Origin of the sequence: Atopobium sp. oral taxon 416, assembly GCF_018128285.1 — a bacterium.
Classification (GTDB): Bacteria; Actinomycetota; Coriobacteriia; order Coriobacteriales; family Atopobiaceae; genus Olsenella_L.
The window spans coordinates 1,104,415-1,126,445 of sequence record NZ_CP072380.1; the positions used below are offsets into that span (position 1 = coordinate 1,104,415).

Genomic DNA, 22,031 nt, shown 5'->3' on the forward strand with positions numbered 1-22,031 from the left:
AGAGGAATGAGCCAGAGGCTCGGGTTCCAAGTATCATTTGCAATCGTCAGAGAACAAGAAGACTTGGAGGCCCGAACATGGCTCAGATCAATAGTACACTTAACCAGGACGAGATAATGCGGCTGCTCGAAGATTCCAGCGGGGAGGCGTTCAAGCTCATGCTGCAAAAGTCGCTCAACGCCGATCTGAGGGCGGAGTCGGCCGAGCAGATCGGCGCGGGGCGCTTGCGAGCGCGCCCTCACGCTGCGCGTCGCCACGATAGACCTCACCGTCTCAAGGCGGTGCAGTGTGCCCTTCAAGACCATGGTGTTCGACAACTACAAGCGCAGCGAGGCCGCCCTTGTGACCACCATGGCGAAGATGGTCTTGGGCGGCGCTTCGACGGCGAAGGTGGGCAAACTCATGGAGACGATCTGCGACAGGGGCTTGCCCGACTCGACGGTCGCCGAGGCCTGCGCCGAGCTCGACGGGGCCGTCGAGGAGTTCCGCACGCGGCGCATCGAGGGCGACTAGCTGTTCGTCATGGTGGACGCGACCTACCTCAAGGTCAGAGTCGACCACAGGATCTGCCCGATGGCGCTCATGATCGCGATGAGGATGACCAGGGACAAGATGAAGGAGCTCATAGGGTTTAGGCTTAAGGCCTGCGAGTCGCGTAAGACCTGGGGGGAGGTTCCTCTCCTCGCTGCGCGCCCGAGGGCTTTCGGGCTCAAGCATGTTCTTCTCCGACGCCCACGAGGGGCTCGTGCTCGCACTGCAGAAGGTCTACCCCGACGTGCCCTGGCAGCGCTTTCAGGCGCACTTCTCGCGCAACGTCTCCGACGCGGCCCCCAAGCGGCTGCGGGCGTGCCTTTGCTTAGAGCTCATGGAGATGTTCAACTGCGCCACGCTTAAGGAGGCCAGGGCACACCGCGACGAGATCGCCGCGGAGGCGCCCGAGGCGCTGGCGCGCCTGGACGCCGGGTTTAAGGACGCGATGACGCTCATGGCCCTCCCGCAGGCGACACGCAGCTGCACCAGGACGTCGAACTGCCTCGAGAGGCTCAACACAGAGGGGATGCGCTGGGCGAAGGCTTCGGCGTGTTCTTGAGTAAGGGCTCGCTAATAAGGCTTGTCGGGACCTACCTCATCGAGGGAAACGACAGGTGGGCCGCCAAGAGCAAGCAGTACTGGCTGCTGGTGGTAGAGGAGCTATGAGAGGAGAAAGGGGGATCTCGAGGAGATAGCCCGCACGCAGCGGCGGATGAGGCTCGCTTCGTGACGGCTCGCAGGGGCGTTTGCTTATGAGGCAATTTACACACGATTTCGGACTTGACTCAGCGTGCGGCTCCGCCGACCTCATCGAGCCGAATTAATCATCGTTTCCCTAGGTCAATCGTGGTCTAACATAGAGAGAAATAATCATAGGATCTGTGAGAATAAAGATTGTTCGTATCCGTTGATGTATATCAGTCGCCTTACACTGTCTTTGTAATGGTCCAAGCGTCCCTGGTGTTAGGGCATGCAGATAGTAGGAAGGACTAGTTTTTTACGTGGAAGGGAAGCTCATGACAGGCAAATACGATGATCTGGCGAAAACTATCATCCAAAACGTGGGTGGAAAGGACAACATTATCTCCGCCGCTCACTGTGTTACACGACTACGTTTTAAGCTTAAGGACGAGTCGAAGGCCAACACAGACGTTTTGAAGGACACCAAAGGCGTTCTTACAATTATGCAGGCTGGCGGCCAATATCAGGTCGTCATCGGCCCGGACGTGGGCGATGTTTATGAAGCTGTACTCAGAATAGGTGGTATTCAAGGCGCTGGCGAGGTGCCGGAAGATTATAGAGAAGGGGATAAGGGTGTCGATACCGTTAAAGGTGGCGCCATTGGTGTCCTGATTGATTTGATCTCCGGCATCATCCAGCCCTGCCTAGGAGTACTGGCAGCTGCCGGCCTCATTCAGGGCTTGCTCTCCCTGTGTACCTTCCTTGGATTTATTCACCCAGGATTCCGGCACCTACCAGGTGCTCTATTCAGTCGGCAAAGGCTTTTTCTACTTCTTCCCGATTATCTTGGGTTACACTTCCGCTAAAAAATTCGGGTGCAACGAGTTCATCGGCATCGCAATTGGTGCCTCTCTGTGCTATCCGAATATGGTCAACTCCAACCCGTCTATGGTTGGTGCAACCGCACGGACACTGGGCTATGTCTTCCAGGGAACCCCGTTTGAGATGGCATACTCGATGACGTTTCTCGGTATCCCGATCATTATGCCAGCTTCCGGTTACACGAGCTCCGTCGTGCCGATCATTTTGGCCGTATGGGTTGCCTCCAAGATCGAGAAGCCGCTGCGCAAGAATATTCCGGCAATGATTCGCTTCTTCACCGTCCCACTGGTGACCCTTGTTATCAGTGTCCCTCTGACCTACCTGGTCATCGGCCCGATCGCAAGCATACTGACGAGCCTCGTTACACTTATGTTCAATACATTGTATGGCATCCCGCAGGTCGGTGGCCTTATCACCGGTACCGTTCTGGGTGCCCTTTGGCAGGTGCTTGTTATCTTCGGTCTTCACTGGGCTCTGGTTCCTATTACGCTTGCCAACCTGGCAACACAGGGTTATGACCTAATTCTGGCTCCTCAGTTCTGCTGTACATTCGGGCAGATCGCAGTTGTCCTTGCTATCTCTATCAAGACCAAGGATCAGAGTCTCAAAGATATGTGCCTGCCTGCGTTCATTACCGGTCTCTTCGGTACGACTGAGCCCGCTATCTACGGTGTCACGCTGCCGAGAAGAAAGCCCTTCGTTATCTCATGCATCGCAGGCGCTATCGGCGGTGCCTTCATCGGCGCTACGGGTACTACCATGTTCAGCATGGGTTATTCAGGCGTCATCGGTTTCGCGTCGTTTATTGATACCATCGGCAGCACAGGACTGAGAAGTGTCCTCACTGCGGCAATCGGCTGCGTGATCGCAATGGTCATCGGCTTTGCGGCAACGATGGCGACGTACAAGGACAACGTGCCGGAGCCCGCACCAGCGGCTGCATAAGTTCTTAATGTTTAACTCTCTGTTAGACCACCATTGACATCGGCCCTTGTCCTCCACCAGTCCCAGAGAGACTGGGGCATGTCGACAAGCACACCTCGTATGGACATAGCTGCCTTCTGTGAGCTGTCCTGAGAGTATCTCCTTGCCGTCCTGCTTCAAATGCTTCGCCTGTTTTGTCCACAGGAAGCGGGCGAGGCAGTGGCCGAGCCACTGCCTCGCCACCTGCAAACGACTCGTCGAGGGAGAGCCCATCTGCCTGGCAGCAGACAGAAAGGGATGTGCCTGGGTGGCCTCAGGGCCGATCCCATCTTCTCCAAGAAGATCCTGCCGCAGAAGCAACACTTCCCTCTGTGATGGCCTTGTGCAGAGTGCCCCTTACAGAAGAGGTCTGCAGATCTGCACCTTAAGCATCTCTTGGGTTTACTTGTGAGGGTAGATCCTGCTATCTTCTTAGCGATGAAGGCCTTGAGCCTTTCCAGGATCTCGCACTTCTCTGCGATGCCTATCTTCTCGATCCGCTGCAGTATCATTGAGTTTATCCGGATCTTTCCGTTTCTCGATGTCTTTGTTTGGCGACATGCATTGTAGGCAAAGGCCCGGACAACATTGGGCCCTTCTCGGGTCAATTGTGGCCTAATAGAGGGATGTTTAAATGTTGCGGGGTCCACACAGGGTAGGCCCCGCCTTCGAGAAAGGACAAACATGAGCAAACAGTTTCCCGACGGTTTCTTCTGGGGCGGTGCCCTGGCAGCAAATCAGTGCGAAGGTGCTTGGGATGCTGATGGGCGAGGACCCTCGATCGATGACCACCTAACGGGTGGTAGTTTCAAGCTTTCCCGTATGCTTACACAAGATATCAAGCCCGGTGTGTTCTATCCGAACCACGATGGCATTGACTTTTATCATCACTATGCAGATGACATTGCCCTTTTTGCCGAGATGGGCTTCAATATGCTCAGGGTCTCCATCTCCTGGAGCCGTATCTTCCCGAATGGCGATGAGAAGGAGCCGAACAAAGCTGGCCTTGCCTTCTATGATTCTCTCTTCGATTGTATGCATCAGCACAATATCGAACCTTTGGTGACGCTGAGTCACTACGAGATGCCTTGGGGCTTAGTCGAGAAGTACAACGGTTGGGAATCACGTGAGACCATTGACTGCTTCGTGCATTACTGTGAAACGGTCTTTAAGTGCTACAAGGATAAGGTACATTGGTGGCTTACTTTCAATGAGATTAACACCGGCACTACTGATATGGGCACCCTGCTCTCCACTAGCATGGTGAAAGGTTATAATGGTCCGATTTCAGGACTCAAGACTACCCCACAGCAGCGCTTCCAGGCGCTGCATCACCAGTTTGTCGCTTCAGGCCGTGTGGTTCAGCTTGCCCATGAGAAGTATCCTGACTTCAAGGTCGGCAATATGGACTGCTTCATCTTGAGCTATCCTGCCACCTGCGATCCGAAGGATATCCTCGCGAACGAAGCGCAGATGCGCTTGTCCAACTGGTTCTGCTCCGACGTCCAGGTCCGTGGCTACTATCCTGCCTATGCGCGTCGGTACTTCAAAGAAAACAATGTCGAACTCAAGATGGAGCCGGGCGACCTCGACGATATCGCTGGGGGCAAAGTGGACTTTTACACCTTCAGCTACTATATGTCCAACGTAGTAGGCACGCATAAGGATCTCCAAAAGGCTCAGGGTAATATGACCATAGGTGGCAAGAATCCTTATCTGCCTTCCACTGACTGGGGCTGGCAGATCGACCCTGATGGTCTGCGTTATGCTTTGAACGAGATCTATGACCGTTATGAAATCCCGATTATGGTCGTCGAGAACGGTATGGGTGCGCGAGACAAGGTGGAAGCAGACGGTTCCATCCACGATACGTACCGTATCGACTATCTGAGAAAGCACGTCGCTGCTATGCGTGAGGCGGTGGTAGACGGTGTCAATCTTATCGGTTACACCTGGTGGGGACCGATTGATATCGTCTCCGCTGGCACCGGTGAGTTTGCAAAGCGGTATGGCTTTATCTACGTCGACAAACACGACGACGGCACGGGTACCCTCAACCGTAGTCGCAAAGACAGCTTCTACGCTTATCAGAAGATCATCAAGAGCAACGGAGCTGACCTTTCCTAGGGCGGAATTAGCATTCTGAGTGCAACAGAATAGCGCCAGACAAAGGTCATGGCACACGTCCGAAGGCTACGATGTTGGTTGTCTCAATCAACGTCGCAGGTCAAGGAGCAATGCGCCACTACACACATCTTAGCGCTGAGCAGCGCGACAGGATAGCCGAGCTGCACGCCGAGGGCAAGGCGGTCAGCGACATCGGCAGGGACAGCTCCGCGCTCAGCTGTAAGCTGAAAAGGAACGGCAGGCACACAAGGTGCAAACCGCACAAGAGGCTCTCGGGCCCAGCGTTGGCCGAAAAGGTGAGGGAGCACATCGCAGACGAGCGGTGGTCGCCCGAGCACATAGACAAAAGGCTTTGTCTTGGGCCCGGCGGCTCGTCTATCTAGCGCGCCGTCGGCTCAGGCGAGCTCGATATCCTTGATGCGCCCCACAGGACCAGCTCCGCCGCCATCTGTGCGGGAAGGGGAAGCAAACACACAGGGGGCACAAGGAGAGGAGAGGCAAGATCAAAGTCTCCTGCGGCATCTCAGAGAGGCCCAAGCAGGCACACGAGCGCTTAAGGCTCGGTGACGGGGCAGACGACACACTCGTCGGCAAGCCGGAAGGGCCCTGCCTGGTGACAATCGCAGATCGCTGAGTCGCGGCTACTCGTAGGTGGCAAGGCCGCCGCGCACACGAGGTCGAGGCCACGGCTCTGTTAGGCCGTGACCGCAAGACCACCACCCCTGAGCGCGGCAAGCAGGTCGCCACCTGCGCGGAGGTGAGCGAGAGGCTCGGCGGTGTCCAGTTCTACTTCTGCCATCCCCACCACCTATAGCAGAAGCCCACTGCTAAGAACACCGATATCCTCATCTGTGAGTTCTTCCCCTAAGGGCACGGACTTCTCCAAGCTCACCGATGATGAGGTACAGCGCGTATTCGGCATGATCAACGACAGGCCGAGGAAGGTCCTGAAATACAGGACGGCCAGCGAGGTCTTTAGGGAGATGTTGCACTCAGCTTGACAATCCGCCAGGTCTTAAAAGCTCATCTGTCTGTCCATATCTGTCTTTTGGATATGCAGGAATGTGTGGATGTAGCTATACCATATCCAGAAGACAGATAGGCATCTATGTGGGTATGAGCACTGCGTGGTTCGAGACATTTTGAGCCGGCGACATACAGTGTGTGGCTCCAGCGACCTCATCGAGGCGAATTAATCATCATTTCCCTAGAGGACGAGCCCCATAACCAGACTGATCACACCGATCGCGGCGAGCGGTAAGCACCCATCGATAAAGGAAGGCTTTGGGTCTAAGTGGTAGTAGAGGACGTAGCACATGAGGCTAATCACAAAGCCGGCGAGTGCGAGGATGATCAACAGGACTGCCTGACCGGCGAGGCCGGCTGCCTGAAGCCCATAGGCACAAAAGAGCTCCAGAACGATCCACGCGACAAACAGGACCAGCTCCGTAGTGAGGTTGCGTTGAAAGAGGCGATGGGTGATAAAGAGCAACAAGATATAGAGCGCTATACCGCTGACGAGCGTCGCGACACCAGCGACGGGCGTATTCAGTTTACCTGCGCCTGAAGCGATACCGACTGCGCCGAGCAGACCGAAGACAACCGCCCCGATAATGGAGATGATCCCAAAGACCCTAGGAGCGCCCGTGGCAACCCGATGGTAGATTTTGGGCCAAAAGAAGATGATCCACCAGATCAGGTAGAACGCGCAGCATACTGCCATCTCAAGATGCCCGGCCTTAATCTGTGCCAAAGCTTGTGCATTCATACCGATCATGCTCCATGCGTTGACCAGCGCGCGAGGGTCTCCCTGATCCAAGCTTTGAATTTCCCAACGTCCACGCTATATGCGACATTGATAGGGGGTTTATCCATCTGGGGCTCCCGTTTCTCTCCCTGATAGATCACCGTGGCACCCTGGGTATAGGTGCCCTCACATTCGACCTCGACGTGGTACGAATCAGTCTTGAAGAACTCCGGGTGGATCAGATAGGCGATCGTCGAAGGGTCAAAGAGCGGTTTGGTCGCTTCGGGGGCCTGGCCCTTCGGACTCGACATGAGCTCTGAGGCAGCTTTGCCGACTCTGTTGAGCTGGCTCAGTTCGTTGAGGTCATCGAGCGTCAGGAGCGCCATGTTCGCAGCCTCAAGCGGGAGCAGCGTGATCGGCAGCCCTGAGGAAAATACGGTAGCCGCAGCTTTCGGATCACATCCGATATTGAATTCGGTGTAGGGGGCGATATTGCCGCGCCCGAAGGCGCCACCCATGATAATGAGACGAGAGATGTGGGGGCGGACCTCGTTGCCGTAGTCCCTGAGCAGTACCGCGAGGTTGGTAAGAGGGCCGAGCGCTACAATCGTGACCTTTTTCTGTGCCTGCATCAGGAGATCTACCTGTGCCTGCACGGCGGTCTCCGGTAGGAGCAATCCATCGCCGGTGACGTCGATATCACACTGAAACGCCCCAAGGCCGGTGGCGCCGTGGTGGTAGTCGTCATAGCCGTCTTCAGTGACGCTCATGGCGGAAAAGCCTTTAGCGATCGGGACCTTGGTTCCGAGAAAGTCCTCGATGAGACGGGCATTGTGAGTCGTGAGTCCGATGGGGACGTTGCCTGCCGTGGAGGTGATGAGCTGGATGTCCAACTCAGGCGAGGCGAGGGCAAGCATCAGCGCGAGCGCATCGTCGCAACCCGGGTCGGTGTCGATAATGACGGGAGTTGTTTCCATGGCAGCTACTCTACTCCGTGCAGGCGCACGATAAAGTCGTGATCGTCCGGATCGACCGGGATATCGTCGATGTTTGCGATCCTATAGTCAATGTGCCAGCGGCTGTACTGGTTCTGCAGCAGTCCGAAAAACTGTTTGATCCTCTCGTTGAGGCCCTGCAGCTCCATCTTGACGGTGCCATCCCACTCGTTGTGCACCCAGCCGGCGAGCCCGAGCTGTGTTGCTAACCTTTGTGAAGTCCATCTGAAACCGACACCCTGAACCTGTCCGGTGAAATGGACTTTGATACGGCGAAGACCACCAGTATCGGAGGTTCCCCGATTGTTCTCAGCCACTTCTCCCTCATCTCCTGGAATTCGTGTCCGTTTTTGAATGTGTATAATGACAAGTTATCTATACTTCATATTATTCTATAAGCGAGTGAGGCATGGCATTCGTTGAATTTTCCGGCGTGAATAAAATCTATAACATGGGCGGAAAGGATGTCGCTGCGGTCAAAGATATGAATTTTACCTGTGAGCGTGGCGAATTTGTCGTAATTATTGGCCCCTCCGGAGCAGGCAAGACGACGGTCCTGAACATGCTCGGTGGGATGGACTCCTGCACCTTGGGTACCATCACAGTCGGTGATAGGGTTGTCTCCTCGATGAACGAACGGGAGCTGACGCTCTATCGACGCTACGATGTCGGCTTTGTGTTCCAGTTCTACAACCTGATCCAGAACCTCACCGCGCTTGAAAACGTGGAGTTAGCCTCACAGATCTGCAAACATCCGCTTGATCCGGCGGAAGTCCTGAAGGATGTCGGGCTGGGAAAGCGTCTGAACAACTTCCCGGCGCAACTCTCCGGCGGCGAGCAGCAGCGCGTCTCCATTGCGCGCGCGATCGCTAAAAATCCGAAGCTGTTGCTGTGCGATGAGCCGACCGGCGCCCTGGACTATCAGACCGGTAAGGCGATTCTGAAACTGCTGCAGGATACCTGCCGCAACAGCGGCCGTACCGTGATCGTAATCACCCACAATGCGGCCTTTAAGGACATCGCCGACCGCGTGATTTCGATCCATGATGGGCATGCGACGGGCAATGAAATCAACGAGCATCCGGTCGACGCCTCGACCTTGGTTTGGTAGTCATGAGAAGTGCATTCGCAAAGGATCTCTTCCACTCGATCACCGGTTCGATGGGGCGCTTTCTGGCCATCTTGGGCATCGTCGCCCTCGGCTGCGGCTTCTTCGTCGGCCTCAATATGACCGGCCGGGATATGCGCTATAGTGCGGATAACTACTACGATGCCACCCAACTTTACGATATCCGCCTGATCTCCTCGATGGGGTTAACCCAGGATCAGGTTGATATGATTCAAGACGTAGAGGGCGTCAAGGACGTGATGCCCACCTATTCTACTGATGCGATGGCATCCCTGAACTCCGACCAATATGTGGTGCGCATCAGCGCACTGCCCGAAGCTGCACCCCTGGGGAGAAATCCGAATGCGAAAGGCTACCTCAACCAGATCGATCTGATCGAGGGTAGGTGGCCACAGGCCCCCAATGAGTGCGTGATGTCTTACGACCGCGTGATGCGAGAAGACTTACACATCGGGGACACGATCGCGATCCTCTATGGCAGTACCGATCTGGACAATGTTCTGACCCAGAAGACCTTCACGGTAGTCGGTCTCGTCCGTGATGCGGACTATGTGGACCAGACCGTACTCGGTACTACCACACTCGGCGGTGGCTCCCTGGAGCAGTACCTCTATGTCCCGCGTGAGGCATTCTCTGACTCGATGCCCTATACCCAGGTCTATGTGACTGTGGAGGGGGCAGACCAGCAGCAGGCGTACTCGGATGGCTACGACAAGGCAGTCGAGGAGGTTGAAGACCGTCTCAGGGCAGAGTCCCCGGAGCTTGCAGCCTCAAGGCTTTCAGAGATCCAAGCCGAAGCGCAGAAGCAGGTCGATGATGCGAGGAATACGTATAACGAGCAGGCGCAAAGTGTGCAGGATCAGCTGGATCAAGGCCAGCAGCAGCTCGACCAGGCGCTCGATACCCTGAGCCAGAGCAGTGATCAGCTGCGCTCAAGCGAGGATCAGTTGGCGCAGGGACGCCAAGAGCTTGAGCAGCGCCGCGCCGAAGCGCTGGCACAGCTCGATCAAACCCGCCAACAGTTAAGCGATGCCCAGGCTCAGCTCGATGCGGCGCAGGCACAGGTTGGAATCACCCAGGACGATGTCACCTCCTATGAACAGCAGGTGGCGCAGGGCAGAGCGCAGACTGCTCAGGCACGTGCGACAATTGAGCGGGCTCGGGCTGATCTCGGTGTGATCGAGGCGAGCCGGGATGCCTTCTCCGGCTTCCTGCAGCAGACCGGAATCCCCACTGAGGAAGAGCTCGAACAACTGCGGAGCACCGCGCAGAGCGCCCTTAGGGCAGCCGATGACCTCTATAGAACTGACTTGATCGATCCGACCTCACAGGACGTACAGAACCAGGTGAGACAGGTCGCCCAACAGGTGCGCACAGCCCTCGGCGACATTGACCTTTCAGGCAGTGGTGATGGCCTTGTTGAAGAGCTACGTCAGGCAGCCCAGACCATCGTGGATGAGATCATCCCGGGAACCTTAAATCAGCTCGACGACGGACTGGCACAGGGAACCTCACAGCTCGACTCCGCTGAGGCAGAGCTTAGAGTAAGGCAAGATCAACTGGATCAGGCACAGTCCGCCCTCAATCAGATCAACCAGGGGAGAATACAGCTCGCACAGGGCTGGGAGCAGTACACGCAGCAGAGCATGGAAGCCTCCCGGCAGCTCGCCGCCGCAGAGCAGCAGCTGTCAGACTCAACGCAACAGCTCCTGGACGGTTCCAATCAGATAACGCAGGGCTATGCGGATACGGTTACAGGCTTGACCACCCTGGCCGATCAACGGCTGAATGCCGCCCAGCAGCTCGCCGATGGGGCACAACAACTGCAGAATGCCCAAAACGCGGTGAACTCCATCCAGGCGCCGAATATCTATGTGCTCGACCGGAATCAGGGCGTGGGACAGCTGAGCTATGGGAATGACGCTTCCCGCATGGACCGCATCGCGGGCGTGTTCCCGCTCTTCTTCTTTTTGGTGGCGGCTCTCGTCGCGTTGACGACGATGACGAGAATGGTGGAGAGCGACCGGGTGGAGCTCGGCACCCTCAAGGCGCTCGGCTATTCGACGATGAAGATCGCAAGCAAGTACCTGATCTATGCGCTGCTCGCTTCCACGACCGGTGCCGTTATCGGCATCCTCTTCCTCTCGCAGTTCCTGCCCTACGTTATTATGAACGCCTACGGCATCATGTACGTAGTACCACTGCCCTCGTTGCCCTTACCGATCGATCCGGGGCTCGGGTTCGGCGCGGGTGCCGCAGGTGTCGGTATCACCCTGATTGCGACGCTCGTCGCGGTGTGGGTGGAGATGAAGCAGACTCCGGCTTCACTGATGGTGCCGGAGGCCCCGAAGCCGGGCAAGCGCATCTTGCTCGAGCGCATCAAGCCCCTATGGGCACATGTCAGCTTCCTGTGGAAAGTGACGCTCAGGAATATTTTCCGCTACAAGCGCCGACTCGTGATGACCATCGTCGGTATCGCTGGCTGCACTGCGCTCTTGCTCACCGGTTTGAGCGTACGCAACGCTGTGCAGGACATTATCAACAACCAGTTCGGTGACATCATGCACTACAACCTGACTCTCGGGTTCAGAAGCGATGCGACCGACGAGGACAAACAGAACGCGATCCAGTACCTCGAGGACACGGGGCACTACAATAGCTCCGCTTGGGGCACGAGCTACAACATGCAGGCGGGCACCGATGGGCACGACCCTGAACAGATGCAGATGATCGTGCCGGAGGATACCTCCGAGATGTCAAAGCAGATCACGATGCGCGAGCGCGTGAGCAAACGCCCAGTTGAATTCGATGACAATTCCGTGTTGGTAACGGAGAAGATGGCGACAAACTTAGGGCTGCACGTGGGGGACACCGTACAGGTCTATCAACAGGATGAGATCGGCAATGCCACGGGCGATGGGACGCCGCTTAAGGTGACCGGGATCGTCGAGAACTACATCTACAACTACGTCTATGTCGGCAAAGATGCCTATAAGGCTGCCTTCAGCCAGGATCCGACTTTCGACCACCTCTACGCCAATGTCGGTGGGGGTGAAAGCGAGCATCAGGCCATCATGGAGGATCTCCATGGGCGTGACGGCACTGACACGGTGGTCTTCAACGATGAGACGATCAAGAGCTATCGGTCGATGATGTCGACGGTGGATCAGGTGATGATGATCCTCGTTATCTCCGCCGCTATGCTTGCCTTCATCGTGCTGTACAACCTGACCAACATCAACATCTCCGAGCGTGTGCGGGAGATCGCTAGCCTGCGTGTCTTAGGCTTTACACATCGGGAAGTCGAGATCTACGTTTTCCGTGAGACGCTGCTGCTGACGCTGTTGGGGGCCTTAATCGGCTTGGTTGGGGGCTACTTTATGGAACAGTTCGTCATCGTGACCGTTGAGGTCGACCTTGTGATGTTCGGCCGCACGATCCATACGATTTCCTACTTCCAGGCGCTTGGTATCACGATGGTCTTTGCCCTGATCGTAATGGCTGCCCTCACCCCAAAGCTGCGCCGTATCGATATGGTCGAGTCCTTGAAGTCGGTGGACTAGGGAAGCAAATCGTGTGACGGTGGGTGCCCCGGATAGCTTCTTAAGAACTGTCTCTGGGAACTGCACGGCGTATGTTCAGCAGGGAAGCGCTATTTGTGGCACACTTAACAGTGTTTGAGAACAACAGTAGCTTGCTGAAGGAAAGGATGAATCTTGGCAGAAGCTAAGTTTTACTTAATGACTGATTCCCCTTGTGACTTCTCGCCCGAGATGGTGAAGGAAACCGGGATCGGGATATTTCACTTTACCTACACTGAGGCCGGCAAGGCCGATGGGGGCTTCCACGGGGTCGATGACCTCTTTGTCTCCCGTACGCCGCATGAGTTCTACGAGGCAATTCGACATGGGGCGCAGCCGATGACATCACAGCCTTCCCAGATGGAGTTTGAGAAGGCCTTTAAGGAGCGCGCAAAGGCGGATCTGCCGACGGTGTACCTTGCGTTCAGCTCCGGCATCTCAGGATGCTATGAGGGCGCCTGCACCGCGCTTGAGCGCGTTAAGGATGAGCTCGGGGAGCCGCACCTGCCGATCTACATTGTGGACTGCAAGATCGGCTCAACCTCCCAGTATCTCTTTATCGTCGAAGCCATCCGGCAGCGCGACAAGGGGCTCACAGCGCAGGAGATGGTCGCCTGGGCTGAGGAAGCACGCTACTACGTACACACGATCTTTATGGTCGATAACCTGGATACCCTGCACCGGGGCGGCAGAATTCCGAAGAGCGTCGCCGTAGTCGGCGGTGCCCTGGACGTGAAGCCACTTTTGACCTTTGATCTGGACGGTGCACTGAGCATCATCGCCGTCTCTCGGGGACGCAAGAAGGGCATCAAACGGATGGCTAACTTCTATCGGAAGCTGCACAGCACCGATATGCTCTCCTCCGCGGTGGCGATTGGCAATGCGGACTGTCCTAAGGATGCGGAGCGCATGGCTAATGAGGTAACGAAGATTAACGACTCGGCGATCCCGATGATCTCCACGATCGGGCCGACGATCGGCTGCCATGTCGGTCCTGGCATGCTGTCCTGTTGCTTCTGGGGACCAGATCGGCGTAAGAGCGTCTCGGTATCAGACCGTATCGCGCACAGTGTGCGTTCCTCCAAGTAAAACCAACAAAAAGGGAGCCTTCGGCAGTTTCTGTGGGTGAGAAGTTCATCTAAGCAGCCTTCTTCTTCGTGCTTTCCTCGGCCCTTCCCGGAAGCGTCGGCCTGCTGTCGGAGCACCTCAATATGAGCACTCCGATGAGGTTGTCGGTGTTGCGGAAGCCATAGCCCATCCTGATTGTCACCTTGATCTTGTTGTTGATCGCCTCGACGCGGCCGTTGCCGATTCCGAGCTCGACTACCGCCGCGATGTCGACCTTGTGTCTTCGCACCTTCTTCTCGATGGCGACGAGCGGCTTGATCCTACAATACATCGCATCGCACATCCACTCCTCGAGCAGCGTCGCGGCCTTATCGGCCGTCCTTGCCCTGAACACGGTCCGCAGGTCCTCTTTTTAGCTCCCAGGCCCTGAACAGGCGCGAAGCTGCCTTCTTCAGGGAGTAGAGCTTGGCGCGCTGGGTAGCGGTGAGATCCTCAGGGGTTCTTGACGAGCGCGAAACGGCTGCCCTTGATCGCGTCGGTGGCCTTCTTCGCAACCTGCCATTCCTTACAGCGCACCTCGTCGAGCGCGTCGGTTATCCCTTGCACGACATGAAACGGGTCCATGACCCACCTCGCACTGTCGGTAGTGACGACTTCGATGGCGCGCCTCTGCTCTCAGGTGAGCTCGTCGAAAAACAGGTTCAACACGTCCTTGCCGTACTCCTCGTGGACCCATATCAGACATCCCCGGTCGTAGTCGACGACGACAATCAGGTACTTGTGGCCCTTCTTGTAGGAGGTCTTATCGATCCCGATGCGCCTTGCGCCCTCGAAGACCCCTGCCGCGTGCGGCCTCCAGATCGGCGCAGACGCACGCGAGCGCCGCGACGGTGCTGGCCGGATCCGCGCAGCACCAGCCACACCACCCACTCTCGAAGTCGTACGTAAAGCGCGCTTTGCGCCTCGCCCAGGGCATTGACTCTACCAGCACGCCGTGCTCTGGCCACCTTACCCTGTGCAGCGCGTATTCCAGATAAGCACATCGACCGAGCCAGGTCCATCGCCCCCCTGCGAGCTGAGGGCCTCGACGATCTGTCGTAGCAATCGCATTTCCTGTTGCAGATCGGGCAGCGCAGGCCTCACCCTAATCACGACTCGATCGCCTTCGATGCGTACGTATTCGATCACTGTGTGTGCCAGTGTAAGCACACAGCGTAGTACCCTGTTCATGCGTCAGGGCCTTTCCGCTAGGTTGTTGTAGCAGACGTAGCCCTACCTTGCCCGATGCGGTAACGACCCCTGATGGGGCCATTCTTCTTTATTTGCCTTGTCACCGTGCTCCCATCTGGGCGCTTGGGCGGATTCCGCCCATAGAAACTACCGAAGAGCTGAAGAAACTCTTCGGCATTCTCGATAACTTAACCGAAGAAGCAAACACTGTGCAGAAGAAAGAAACACAGCAGTACTTCCTCAAATCCTGCGAGATGGAGTGGAGATTCTGGGAGCAGGCCTTGAAGCAGGAGGACTGGAAGTTCAACGATGTGATTCTCCTGAAGTAATCAGAAGGTAGCGAGTGATCGAAGGGGGAGCACAATGAAGATCGATTGGGGCATTGCAGATAGAATCCGTGAAAAGCAGCCCATTGTTTTAAACTTGTCCAACGTCGTAACGATCGGAAAGGTGGCCAATGCGCTGAGCGCGATCGGCGCTTCACTGATCACGTCAAAGGACATTGACGAGGCCAAAGAGATGGTGAGCATCGCCGACGCTGTGGTGATCAACACCGGTACCTGGATCCCGGGACGAATTTGTGTGTGCGCAAGTCGTAGTCGGCTTTGCTAATGAGCTCCACAAACCGTCGGTGCTCGACCCGGTGGTGGTAGGCTCGCCGAGCAGAAAGAAGATTAACCTCACGCTGCTCATTAAGTATCAGTTCAGTGCAATCCACGTCGATGCAGGTGAGATCGCTGCGATCGTCGGTGCGGAATGGGAGAGCCGTGGCATCGACGCAGACACCGGTTCGGTGGATGTGGAAGCGCTCGCCCAGACGGTGGCTCAGAAGTATCACGCGTTGGTGATGCTCTCGGGGGCAATCGATTACGTGAGCGACGGCGTAAACCTGTTGAAGAATGAGCAGAGTGAACCTATGCTCACGGTCAACGTGGGATCCGGCGACATTCTCTCGAGCACTCTGGGAGCCTGTTTAGCCGTAAGTAGCGATTCCTGTTCTGCAGGCATTGTGACAGCACGGATCCTGACCTGTGCCAGGGCGAAGGCTGTACAGTATTCTCACAGCTTAGGGAGCTGGATGGTGTGGTTCTTTGATGAGCTGACGACGATTGACAGCGCAGCGATTCAGGAGGGATACAACAATGATCAATGATTTTCCTCAGACCTTAACGATCGCGGGGACAGATTCCGGTGGCGGTGCCGGGATCCCTGCGGATGTCAAGACTATGCAGATGCGCCACACTTTTGGGACGATGGTGGTCGTAGCAGTTACCGCGCAGAATACCTACGGGGTACAGATGGCGCAACCGATGCCGACCGAGCTGATCGACCAGCAGTTTGCCTCGATTGCAGATGACTTCAACATTAAAGCCTGCAAGACCGGCATGCTGGCGGATACCGCCCGTGTCAAAGTGGTTGTGAAGAACCTCAAGAAGTATGACTTCGGGTATGTGACGGTTGACCCCGTGATGATCGCTAAGGGCGGTGCCAAGCTCTTGAGTGACGATGCAATCGCGGTCGTCCACGATAAACTGCTACCTCTGGCGGATCTGGTCACCCCGAACTTGCCTGAAGCTGAGCAGCTCACCGGCATACACATCGAGACACGTGAGGATATGAAGGCCGCCGGAGAGCAGCTGCAGGAGCTCGGCTCCAAGAACGTGTTGGTCAAAGGTGGGCATCTGAGAGGTGCAAATCAGGCGGCTGACTTTGTACTGCTTGAAGATCACAGCAGCTTCTGGATGGTGTCAGAGCGCATCGATACCAAGCGTACTCACGGGACCGGAGACACGATCTCTGCCTGCATCACCTCAGAGCTCGCAAAAGGTCACACAATGGAAGAGGCGATCAAGATCGGCAAAGCCTACGTCGAGGGGACGATCAAGCATTCGATCAACGTCGGCCACGGCCATGGACCACTCAACCACTGGGCTCCGCTGGAAGAGGGGAATTATGAGATTCAGAAGTGAGATGCTGCACGTCTATCTGACCGGCGGCACACAGGATACCGATCATGATCCGGGCCTGTTTCCGAAAAAGGTTACTGAGGCTATGTGCGCCGGTATTATCGTCTTCCAGTACCGTGAGAAGGGGTCCACAACGCTCTCTGAGGCTCAGAGGCTGAATATGACACAGCAGATGAGGAAACTTGACACAGGACCATGGGATCCCGTACTTTATTGACTACGACGTCGATCTGGCGCTTCAGGTACATGTAGACGGTGTGCACGTCGGACAGAAAGACGAAGGGATTCAGTCGGTCCTTGATCAAGCTGCTGGCAAATTGATCGTGGGGTACTCCTGCAATACCCCTGAGGAGGTTGTAGAGGCTCATAAGCTCTCCGGAGTCGACTGTCTGGGCCGTGGGACCGGTCTTCCCAACGAATTCTAAGGATGATGTGGACCCGGCGTTGGGGTTCGACCAACTGAAGGCGCTGAGGCAACAGAGTGTCCACCCGATCGTAGCGATCGGCGGCATTACAGAACAGAATATAAAATCCGTGCTTGCAACCGGCGCTGATGGAATCTCTTCCATATCGATGATCCTGGGTAGCAACAACATTATCCGCACTGTGCAGGCGGTACGCGCACTTTATTAGAGATTCTGACAGTCAAGTAATGAGGGCTGATGCAAGCTGGTCGGCTAGCCTTCAAGGAGAAAGTGGAACCGTCAGGATCCATGGTACGCAAAAGTCCCTTCTACACCCTCAGTGCCAAGGCCGAAGATACCAAGATCTGCCGACCTAAGAAGGCCACAGCTGAGTGTTGCTGCTGTAAGCACATAGGCTTTGCTATCTTCGCTAAGCTAAGTGCCAAGATGGGAGTGCCCTGACTGCAGGCACACGTACAGCTCGCTTACAGGGACAGTCTTTAAGCACACCAGGCACACACCCTGCCGAAGTGGGTATCACCCATCAGGCTCATGCGCTACAGTGTGCCCCTTAACTGCAATAGGCGAAGCGCTCAGATATCGCATCAAAAGCGCCTGGGGATGGTGGCATTGGGTCTTTCGTCCTCAAAGCAGTGCCTCTGGATCGATAAGGCCTACATCGCTGATGCGCACCTCTCCTGCGCCTTCGGGCAGGCGAGCAAGTATGCCCTGTCAGCAGGTTGGCACAGACGTCCACAAGAGTCCCTATGCCGTAGTCTGTGGCCACAAGCCGTCCACGGAAAGGATCAGAAGACCTTGCGGCCACTGAGCTGAAGGCACAAGCGCGCCCACAGTAGGGCTGATGAGGGATTCGGGGGCTGTCGCTAAATCCTACAAGGCCAGTTGTGCGCGATCCGCACTATCTGGACAGCATGGCGCTTGTGGACAATCTCTGCTTTTGGCTCAAGAGATACCTGTGGCACCTCACAGGGATGTCCAAGACCAACATGCAAAAGCTACCTCAACTGGTAGGTCTAGCTGTTTTGTGCCAGAGGGGCAAGACACAGATGGGTTGAAACTGAAAGGGCACCATATGCTTGTGGCCGATGCAGGCTGCTACAGCTTGGCATGGGTCTAGCGGCCCTCATTTGCTTGACTGTTAGGGAGAAAGAAAATAGAGAAACTAATCCCCATCGCTTGTTGGAGACAAAGGGGATTTTTGGGCTGATTATTTGTTCCTGTTCTCGGATTCGTAGGCTTCGGTCACCGTTGCCCGCCAGGTCTTGATGGTCTCTGCCTGGACGAAGGAGCGGAAGGGTTTGAGGTCTCCCTTTTCGTCGAAGGCCTGCAAAGCTTCAAAGTAGGCTTTGCGGTCTGTAGCGAAGATCGTGCAGGGAGGGTTGCCACCTGCGAGCAGTACGTAGTTCATCAGAAGGCGGCCGGAGATACCGTTGCCGTCTGCAAACGGGTGGATCGTCTCATAGCTCGCATGCATGAAACTTGCGGCGGTCAGGACGCGCTTAGCGGTCGGGTCCTGCAGGGCGTCACGCACCTGCTCGCAGAGGTCGTTGACAAGGCCGGGTACCCTATCTGCAGCAGCTCCCACCTCGTTGGAGTCGGGGATAATGTAGTCGCCGAGACGATAGGTTCCCGGACGCTCTCCGTCGGCAAATAGGCGCTCTGAATAGGTTGCGGCGCACAGGGTCTGGTGGAGATCCATAACGAGGGATTTATCGACCGGACGCTGGTCTTGAAGGTATTGTCGGGCGCGCACCCAGGCACGGCGTTGGTTGAAGACCTGTACGAGCGGTTTCAGGGCACCGGTGTAGTTCTTCACAGCGTTGTGATCGAAGATCTGCTGTGCCACCTCTTTGGTGGCGTGTCCCTTTTCGATCTGCGCTGAATTGAGTGAGAAGTTCAGTGCGAAGTCATCGAGCATAGCATCCTGCACGGCAGGATGCTGATCGTGCCACCAGTCATATATTCCGGCATAGAGCTGATCGAGATTCATGATTGTTACCCCTTTGCCACATAAGAGTCGTGGAATTCGCGCGCCTTCATCTTACCCAATAGCGTAGGGCATACAAGGGATCACTGCGGTGGAATTGCAGCTAAAACGGTAAAAGCAGGTGTAGAGTTGATGGACTCTACAGTGACAAACAATTCAAAATAGTAGACATAAAAATAAAATGCAAGATATTTTCGTCAGAATGCACAATAATTCGAGGAAATGTGTTAATATGAAGTTACTTTTTAAAAGGAGGATTGTTGCGCATGTATAAGGTTGGAGAATATGTTGTACATCCGGGTCAAGGCGTCTGCGAAATCAAGAAGATATCGGAGGGTGACCGGCCTTTTTACATGCTTATGCCAGTAGGACAGTGTAATCCGATGCTGATCAGCTTCCCGGTAGCGTCACAGGACCGGCTTCGTCCGGTACTCTCCCGCCAAGAGGCAGAGAATCTGATCGCCGAGTATCCCACCATGCCGGTTGAGCACTATAAGGACAGAAGCACCGCACTTGAGGAAGAGCACTTCAAGCGTGAAATCAGAAACGGCAGCTGCGAGGATACTGTTAGAATTGTAAAGACTTTCAGAAAGCGTATCGCGGATGTGAAGGCCCGCAACAAGAAGCCCCCTGTTGTCTTTGAGCGGATCTTGAAGAAGGCTTCTGAACGTTCACTGTGTGAGATGGCAGTGGCTCTGGATACGACGTCCGACGCTGTGGAGGAACAGTTCAAGGAGAGCGTCGACAACGCCCAAAACTGATAAGAAAGATCCTAGAGCATGAAACTGTGGCAGTTGGAATACTTCGTGACAATCGCTGAAGAATACCAGGCCATCGCTGCAGCCAAACGGTTTTATATTAGATAGCTCCCTCTTTCTTACGAGCTTCCAGTTCTTGAGAAAGAACTGAGGTGCAAACTTATAGAATGAGGCCCCAGAAATGTTGAGCTGACGGAAGTGGGCAAGCTCATGTGAGGGCGGAGTGCATTCTATCACCCACCAATACGATTGAACGTGAACTGCAGAGCTTCGGGCAGGGGATGAACGGGATTCTGACTGTAGGAAGTGTCTTTTTTGCCTGTGGGCTCTGCCCGACTCCCTCGATGTAGTAGCTGTGCTGCAACTATCCCCCGCTGCACATAGAGGTGCACAAAGGGGGACCCCGCTGAGATCATCTCTATGCTCAAACAGGGAGAAGTCGATATCGACGTAGTGCGGATGCCCTTCTCTGAGGATGGCTTGGATGGGTGCTATGCGCCGGCAGATCCGATGGCAGCCTTGATCCCTGCGGTTATCCACTGTGACAGAGAAAAGACGACGCTGACGCTCTCAGAGCTTTCCAGACAGTCTCTCGTGTAATACCGAAGCTACGAGGAGATACTGAAGCAGATCTTTGAGATTCACAAACTGAACTTCCTCTGTGCCTGTGTCGCGGATACCGTGAACCGAGCCCTACCTATCGTTGTTTGTTATAGGGTAGCGATCATCGGAATGGTGCCCGTTGTCGGGACCGTATCCGCCCTCAGAACGGTATCCACCGCGATTGGGTCCACGGTGTGGACCACGGTCAGATCCATGATGCGGTCCTCTATAACTGCCACGGTTTGAACTGTGATAACCCCCTCGTCCATGGAAGTGGTCATCGCGACCATGGTAGCCGCTGCCACGACGGTCCTCATGGCCGTTGCGCTCATGGGGGTGTGCCTTCTTGATCGGGGCGTCCGGATCATCACCGAGCGCCAAGAGCTTGCTCCTAAGGTCGTCTGAGACGGTGTCGACCATATTTTCAAAGGAGATACACTCATCTTCGGTGAGTGAGCTGAAGACCTCTTCGTCGGGGTCCATCTCATCGAGGTCGGGAACCGCTGCTGTGCCTTCCGGGGTCAGTGTCACATTGATCACGCGGCCGTCCTCTTCTGACTTTTTACGGGTGATGTAGCCCTTCTCTTCCAGCTTGCGCAGGAGTTCGGAGAGGGATTGCTGACGCATGCCGAGTAGGAAGCAGAGTTCCTTCTGGGTGATCTGAGGCTTTGCGGCGAGCATTGCGAGTACGCGGCCCTGACCTCGGAGCGGGTCACCCAACCCACCGTGAGCTTCGGCGGTGTGCTTGACGTAGCGGTGCATGAGGCGTGTCATGCGCCCCGTCTTCTCAACTAAACTCATCTCCTCGGGGGTAGCGGTAGCCGGCTGGTCCTGTTCATATGATTCATTGTCCATCCTGTTTTCCTTTCACTAGGTGGATAGCGTATGTCCTGTATGGCATAGACCTTACTGTAAAGGTGAAAAATACTGAACCCCTGCGTAGGTATCTTCACCAAGCGACCACAATATACAGGTACCTGTACATTACTGTGTATATCCGATGCAGCGCTGCGGTATCCTTACCACTTGTGACACTCACAACTGAGATAAGACGGTACCTGATGTTGACGTGCAATCACACAGCCCTACATATCTTTGATTTTGATACGACGATCAACTACGAGAGCACCCACGAACTTGATTTCGATAACAAAGCGGTACGCTCTTATGTGACACGCATCGTGAGAAAAGCGCTCTCCTCTACGGATAACCAGAGCGATCAGTTCACTGGCAATAGCGCCGTTGCCGAGTTGATCAAACTTTATCATCAATCGCAGCTCGACTTTGCTGCCTTCTCCTGTGAGATCGCTGACTTCTTCTTCGGGAGCTCAGACTCAGCGAGGATAAGGCTCCCTAC

25 protein-coding genes and 2 pseudogenes are annotated in these 22,031 nt (G+C 55.5%); 19 read left to right on the forward strand and 8 right to left on the reverse strand.

The window, feature by feature from the left end; all coding sequences use genetic code 11:
* Positions 1-258: 258 nt before the first annotated feature.
* The 7 genes and pseudogenes from J4859_RS05955 to J4859_RS05990 all read left to right on the forward strand — a co-directional run.
* Positions 259-609, forward strand: a pseudogene (locus J4859_RS05955) (transposase); the annotation flags it as partial.
* Positions 610-715: 106 nt separating this feature from the next.
* Positions 716-1,090, forward strand: coding sequence for a transposase (locus J4859_RS16140; protein WP_249113773.1), 375 nt, complete (start codon positions 716-718; stop codon positions 1,088-1,090).
* A 457-nt stretch (positions 1,091-1,547) separates the two neighbouring features.
* Positions 1,548-2,078, forward strand: coding sequence for a PTS transporter subunit EIIB (locus J4859_RS05970; protein WP_212334180.1), 531 nt, complete (start codon positions 1,548-1,550; stop codon positions 2,076-2,078).
* Positions 1,975-3,039, forward strand: coding sequence for a PTS transporter subunit EIIC (locus J4859_RS05975; protein WP_212334182.1), 1,065 nt, complete (start codon positions 1,975-1,977; stop codon positions 3,037-3,039). Before J4859_RS05970 ends, J4859_RS05975 begins: the two co-directional genes overlap by 104 nt.
* A gap of 702 nt (positions 3,040-3,741) precedes the next feature.
* On the forward strand, positions 3,742-5,184 hold the full coding sequence (locus J4859_RS05980) for a glycoside hydrolase family 1 protein (RefSeq protein ID WP_212334184.1): 1,443 nt from the start codon (positions 3,742-3,744) through the stop codon (positions 5,182-5,184).
* 110 nt (positions 5,185-5,294) lie between these two features.
* Positions 5,295-5,567, forward strand: coding sequence for a hypothetical protein (locus tag J4859_RS05985; protein ID WP_212334186.1), 273 nt, complete (start codon positions 5,295-5,297; stop codon positions 5,565-5,567).
* 468 nt (positions 5,568-6,035) lie between these two features.
* Positions 6,036-6,185 carry a hypothetical protein gene (locus J4859_RS05990; RefSeq protein ID WP_212334188.1) on the forward strand — a complete coding sequence of 50 codons (150 nt, stop codon included), beginning with the start codon at positions 6,036-6,038 and terminating at the stop codon, positions 6,183-6,185.
* Between the two features lie 206 nt (positions 6,186-6,391).
* Here J4859_RS05990 and J4859_RS05995 read toward each other — a convergent pair whose 3' ends face one another.
* Genes J4859_RS05995 through J4859_RS06005 form a run of 3 tightly spaced genes read right to left on the reverse strand, consistent with a single transcriptional unit; the run spans position 6,392 to position 8,243 of the window.
* On the reverse strand, positions 6,392-6,937 hold the full coding sequence (locus J4859_RS05995) for a hypothetical protein (protein WP_212334190.1): 546 nt from the start codon (positions 6,935-6,937) through the stop codon (positions 6,392-6,394).
* Positions 6,938-6,957: 20 nt separating this feature from the next.
* Positions 6,958-7,908 (reverse strand): nucleoside hydrolase, encoded by a 951-nt coding sequence (locus tag J4859_RS06000; protein WP_212334198.1) that lies wholly within the window; start codon positions 7,906-7,908, stop codon positions 6,958-6,960.
* A 5-nt stretch (positions 7,909-7,913) separates the two neighbouring features.
* Complete coding sequence (locus tag J4859_RS06005) at positions 7,914-8,243, reverse strand: acylphosphatase (protein ID WP_249113774.1); 330 nt, start codon at positions 8,241-8,243, stop codon at positions 7,914-7,916.
* A 92-nt stretch (positions 8,244-8,335) separates the two neighbouring features.
* Here J4859_RS06005 and J4859_RS06010 point away from each other — a divergent pair, with 92 nt between their 5' ends.
* The 3 genes from J4859_RS06010 (at position 8,336) to J4859_RS06020 (ending at position 13,725) form a co-directional block, all read left to right on the forward strand.
* Positions 8,336-9,037: an ABC transporter ATP-binding protein gene (locus J4859_RS06010; RefSeq protein ID WP_212334200.1), complete on the forward strand. Its 702-nt coding sequence runs from the start codon at positions 8,336-8,338 to the stop codon at positions 9,035-9,037.
* 2 nt (positions 9,038-9,039) lie between these two features.
* The gene (locus tag J4859_RS06015; protein WP_212334202.1) at positions 9,040-12,618 is read left to right on the forward strand and encodes an FtsX-like permease family protein; all 3,579 of its coding nucleotides are present in this window, start codon (positions 9,040-9,042) and stop codon (positions 12,616-12,618) included.
* 177 nt (positions 12,619-12,795) lie between these two features.
* Positions 12,796-13,725: a DegV family protein gene (locus J4859_RS06020; protein WP_212334204.1), complete on the forward strand. Its 930-nt coding sequence runs from the start codon at positions 12,796-12,798 to the stop codon at positions 13,723-13,725.
* 49 nt (positions 13,726-13,774) lie between these two features.
* Here the strand turns inward: J4859_RS06020 and J4859_RS06025 are convergent, their stop codons facing one another.
* Together J4859_RS06025 and J4859_RS16145 are read right to left on the reverse strand one after the other, a co-directional pair.
* The gene (locus tag J4859_RS06025) at positions 13,775-14,107 is read right to left on the reverse strand and encodes a transposase (protein ID WP_256436863.1); all 333 of its coding nucleotides are present in this window, start codon (positions 14,105-14,107) and stop codon (positions 13,775-13,777) included.
* A gap of 89 nt (positions 14,108-14,196) precedes the next feature.
* Positions 14,197-14,634: pseudogene (locus J4859_RS16145) on the reverse strand (transposase).
* 347 nt (positions 14,635-14,981) lie between these two features.
* Here J4859_RS16145 and J4859_RS06040 point away from each other — a divergent pair.
* The 7 genes from J4859_RS06040 to J4859_RS16830 are packed head-to-tail and all read left to right on the forward strand — an operon-like array spanning position 14,982 to position 17,534.
* A complete protein-coding gene (locus J4859_RS06040; RefSeq protein ID WP_212334212.1) occupies positions 14,982-15,263 on the forward strand; it encodes a hypothetical protein in 282 nt (93 codons plus the stop codon).
* 34 nt (positions 15,264-15,297) lie between these two features.
* Entirely contained in the window at positions 15,298-15,546 is a 249-nt protein-coding gene (locus J4859_RS16820; RefSeq protein WP_212334214.1) for a hydroxyethylthiazole kinase, read from the forward strand.
* Entirely contained in the window at positions 15,515-16,087 is a 573-nt protein-coding gene (locus J4859_RS06050; protein WP_212334222.1) for a hydroxyethylthiazole kinase, read from the forward strand. The genes J4859_RS16820 and J4859_RS06050 overlap by 32 nt, the downstream gene beginning before the upstream one ends.
* Positions 16,077-16,904, forward strand: coding sequence for a bifunctional hydroxymethylpyrimidine kinase/phosphomethylpyrimidine kinase (gene thiD, locus J4859_RS06055; RefSeq protein WP_212334224.1), 828 nt, complete (start codon positions 16,077-16,079; stop codon positions 16,902-16,904). The genes J4859_RS06050 and thiD overlap by 11 nt, the downstream gene beginning before the upstream one ends.
* Positions 16,888-17,118 (forward strand): hypothetical protein, encoded by a 231-nt coding sequence (locus J4859_RS06060; RefSeq protein WP_212334226.1) that lies wholly within the window; start codon positions 16,888-16,890, stop codon positions 17,116-17,118. The genes thiD and J4859_RS06060 overlap by 17 nt, the downstream gene beginning before the upstream one ends.
* Positions 17,084-17,326, forward strand: a complete 243-nt coding sequence (locus tag J4859_RS16825; RefSeq protein ID WP_212334228.1) for a thiamine phosphate synthase — start codon at positions 17,084-17,086, stop codon at positions 17,324-17,326. The genes J4859_RS06060 and J4859_RS16825 overlap by 35 nt, the downstream gene beginning before the upstream one ends.
* A 7-nt stretch (positions 17,327-17,333) precedes the next feature.
* On the forward strand, positions 17,334-17,534 hold the full coding sequence (locus tag J4859_RS16830; protein ID WP_212334230.1) for a thiamine phosphate synthase: 201 nt from the start codon (positions 17,334-17,336) through the stop codon (positions 17,532-17,534).
* 999 nt (positions 17,535-18,533) lie between these two features.
* On the opposite strand, the gene J4859_RS06075 is transcribed toward J4859_RS16830, so the two are convergent.
* Positions 18,534-19,316, reverse strand: a complete 783-nt coding sequence (locus tag J4859_RS06075) for a Fic family protein (protein ID WP_212334232.1) — start codon at positions 19,314-19,316, stop codon at positions 18,534-18,536.
* A gap of 263 nt (positions 19,317-19,579) precedes the next feature.
* Between J4859_RS06075 and J4859_RS06080 the strand changes: the two genes are divergently transcribed.
* Together J4859_RS06080 and J4859_RS06085 are read left to right on the forward strand one after the other, a co-directional pair.
* Entirely contained in the window at positions 19,580-20,074 is a 495-nt protein-coding gene (locus tag J4859_RS06080; RefSeq protein WP_212334234.1) for a CarD family transcriptional regulator, read from the forward strand.
* Between the two features lie 417 nt (positions 20,075-20,491).
* Positions 20,492-20,671, forward strand: a complete 180-nt coding sequence (locus J4859_RS06085) for a hypothetical protein (RefSeq protein ID WP_212334236.1) — start codon at positions 20,492-20,494, stop codon at positions 20,669-20,671.
* 93 nt (positions 20,672-20,764) lie between these two features.
* On the opposite strand, the gene J4859_RS06090 is transcribed toward J4859_RS06085, so the two are convergent.
* The gene (locus J4859_RS06090) at positions 20,765-21,529 is read right to left on the reverse strand and encodes a MarR family winged helix-turn-helix transcriptional regulator (protein WP_212334238.1); all 765 of its coding nucleotides are present in this window, start codon (positions 21,527-21,529) and stop codon (positions 20,765-20,767) included.
* Positions 21,530-21,759: 230 nt separating this feature from the next.
* The gene (locus J4859_RS16155) at positions 21,760-21,942 is read right to left on the reverse strand and encodes a hypothetical protein (RefSeq protein ID WP_249113775.1); all 183 of its coding nucleotides are present in this window, start codon (positions 21,940-21,942) and stop codon (positions 21,760-21,762) included.
* Positions 21,943-22,031 lie beyond the last annotated feature (89 nt).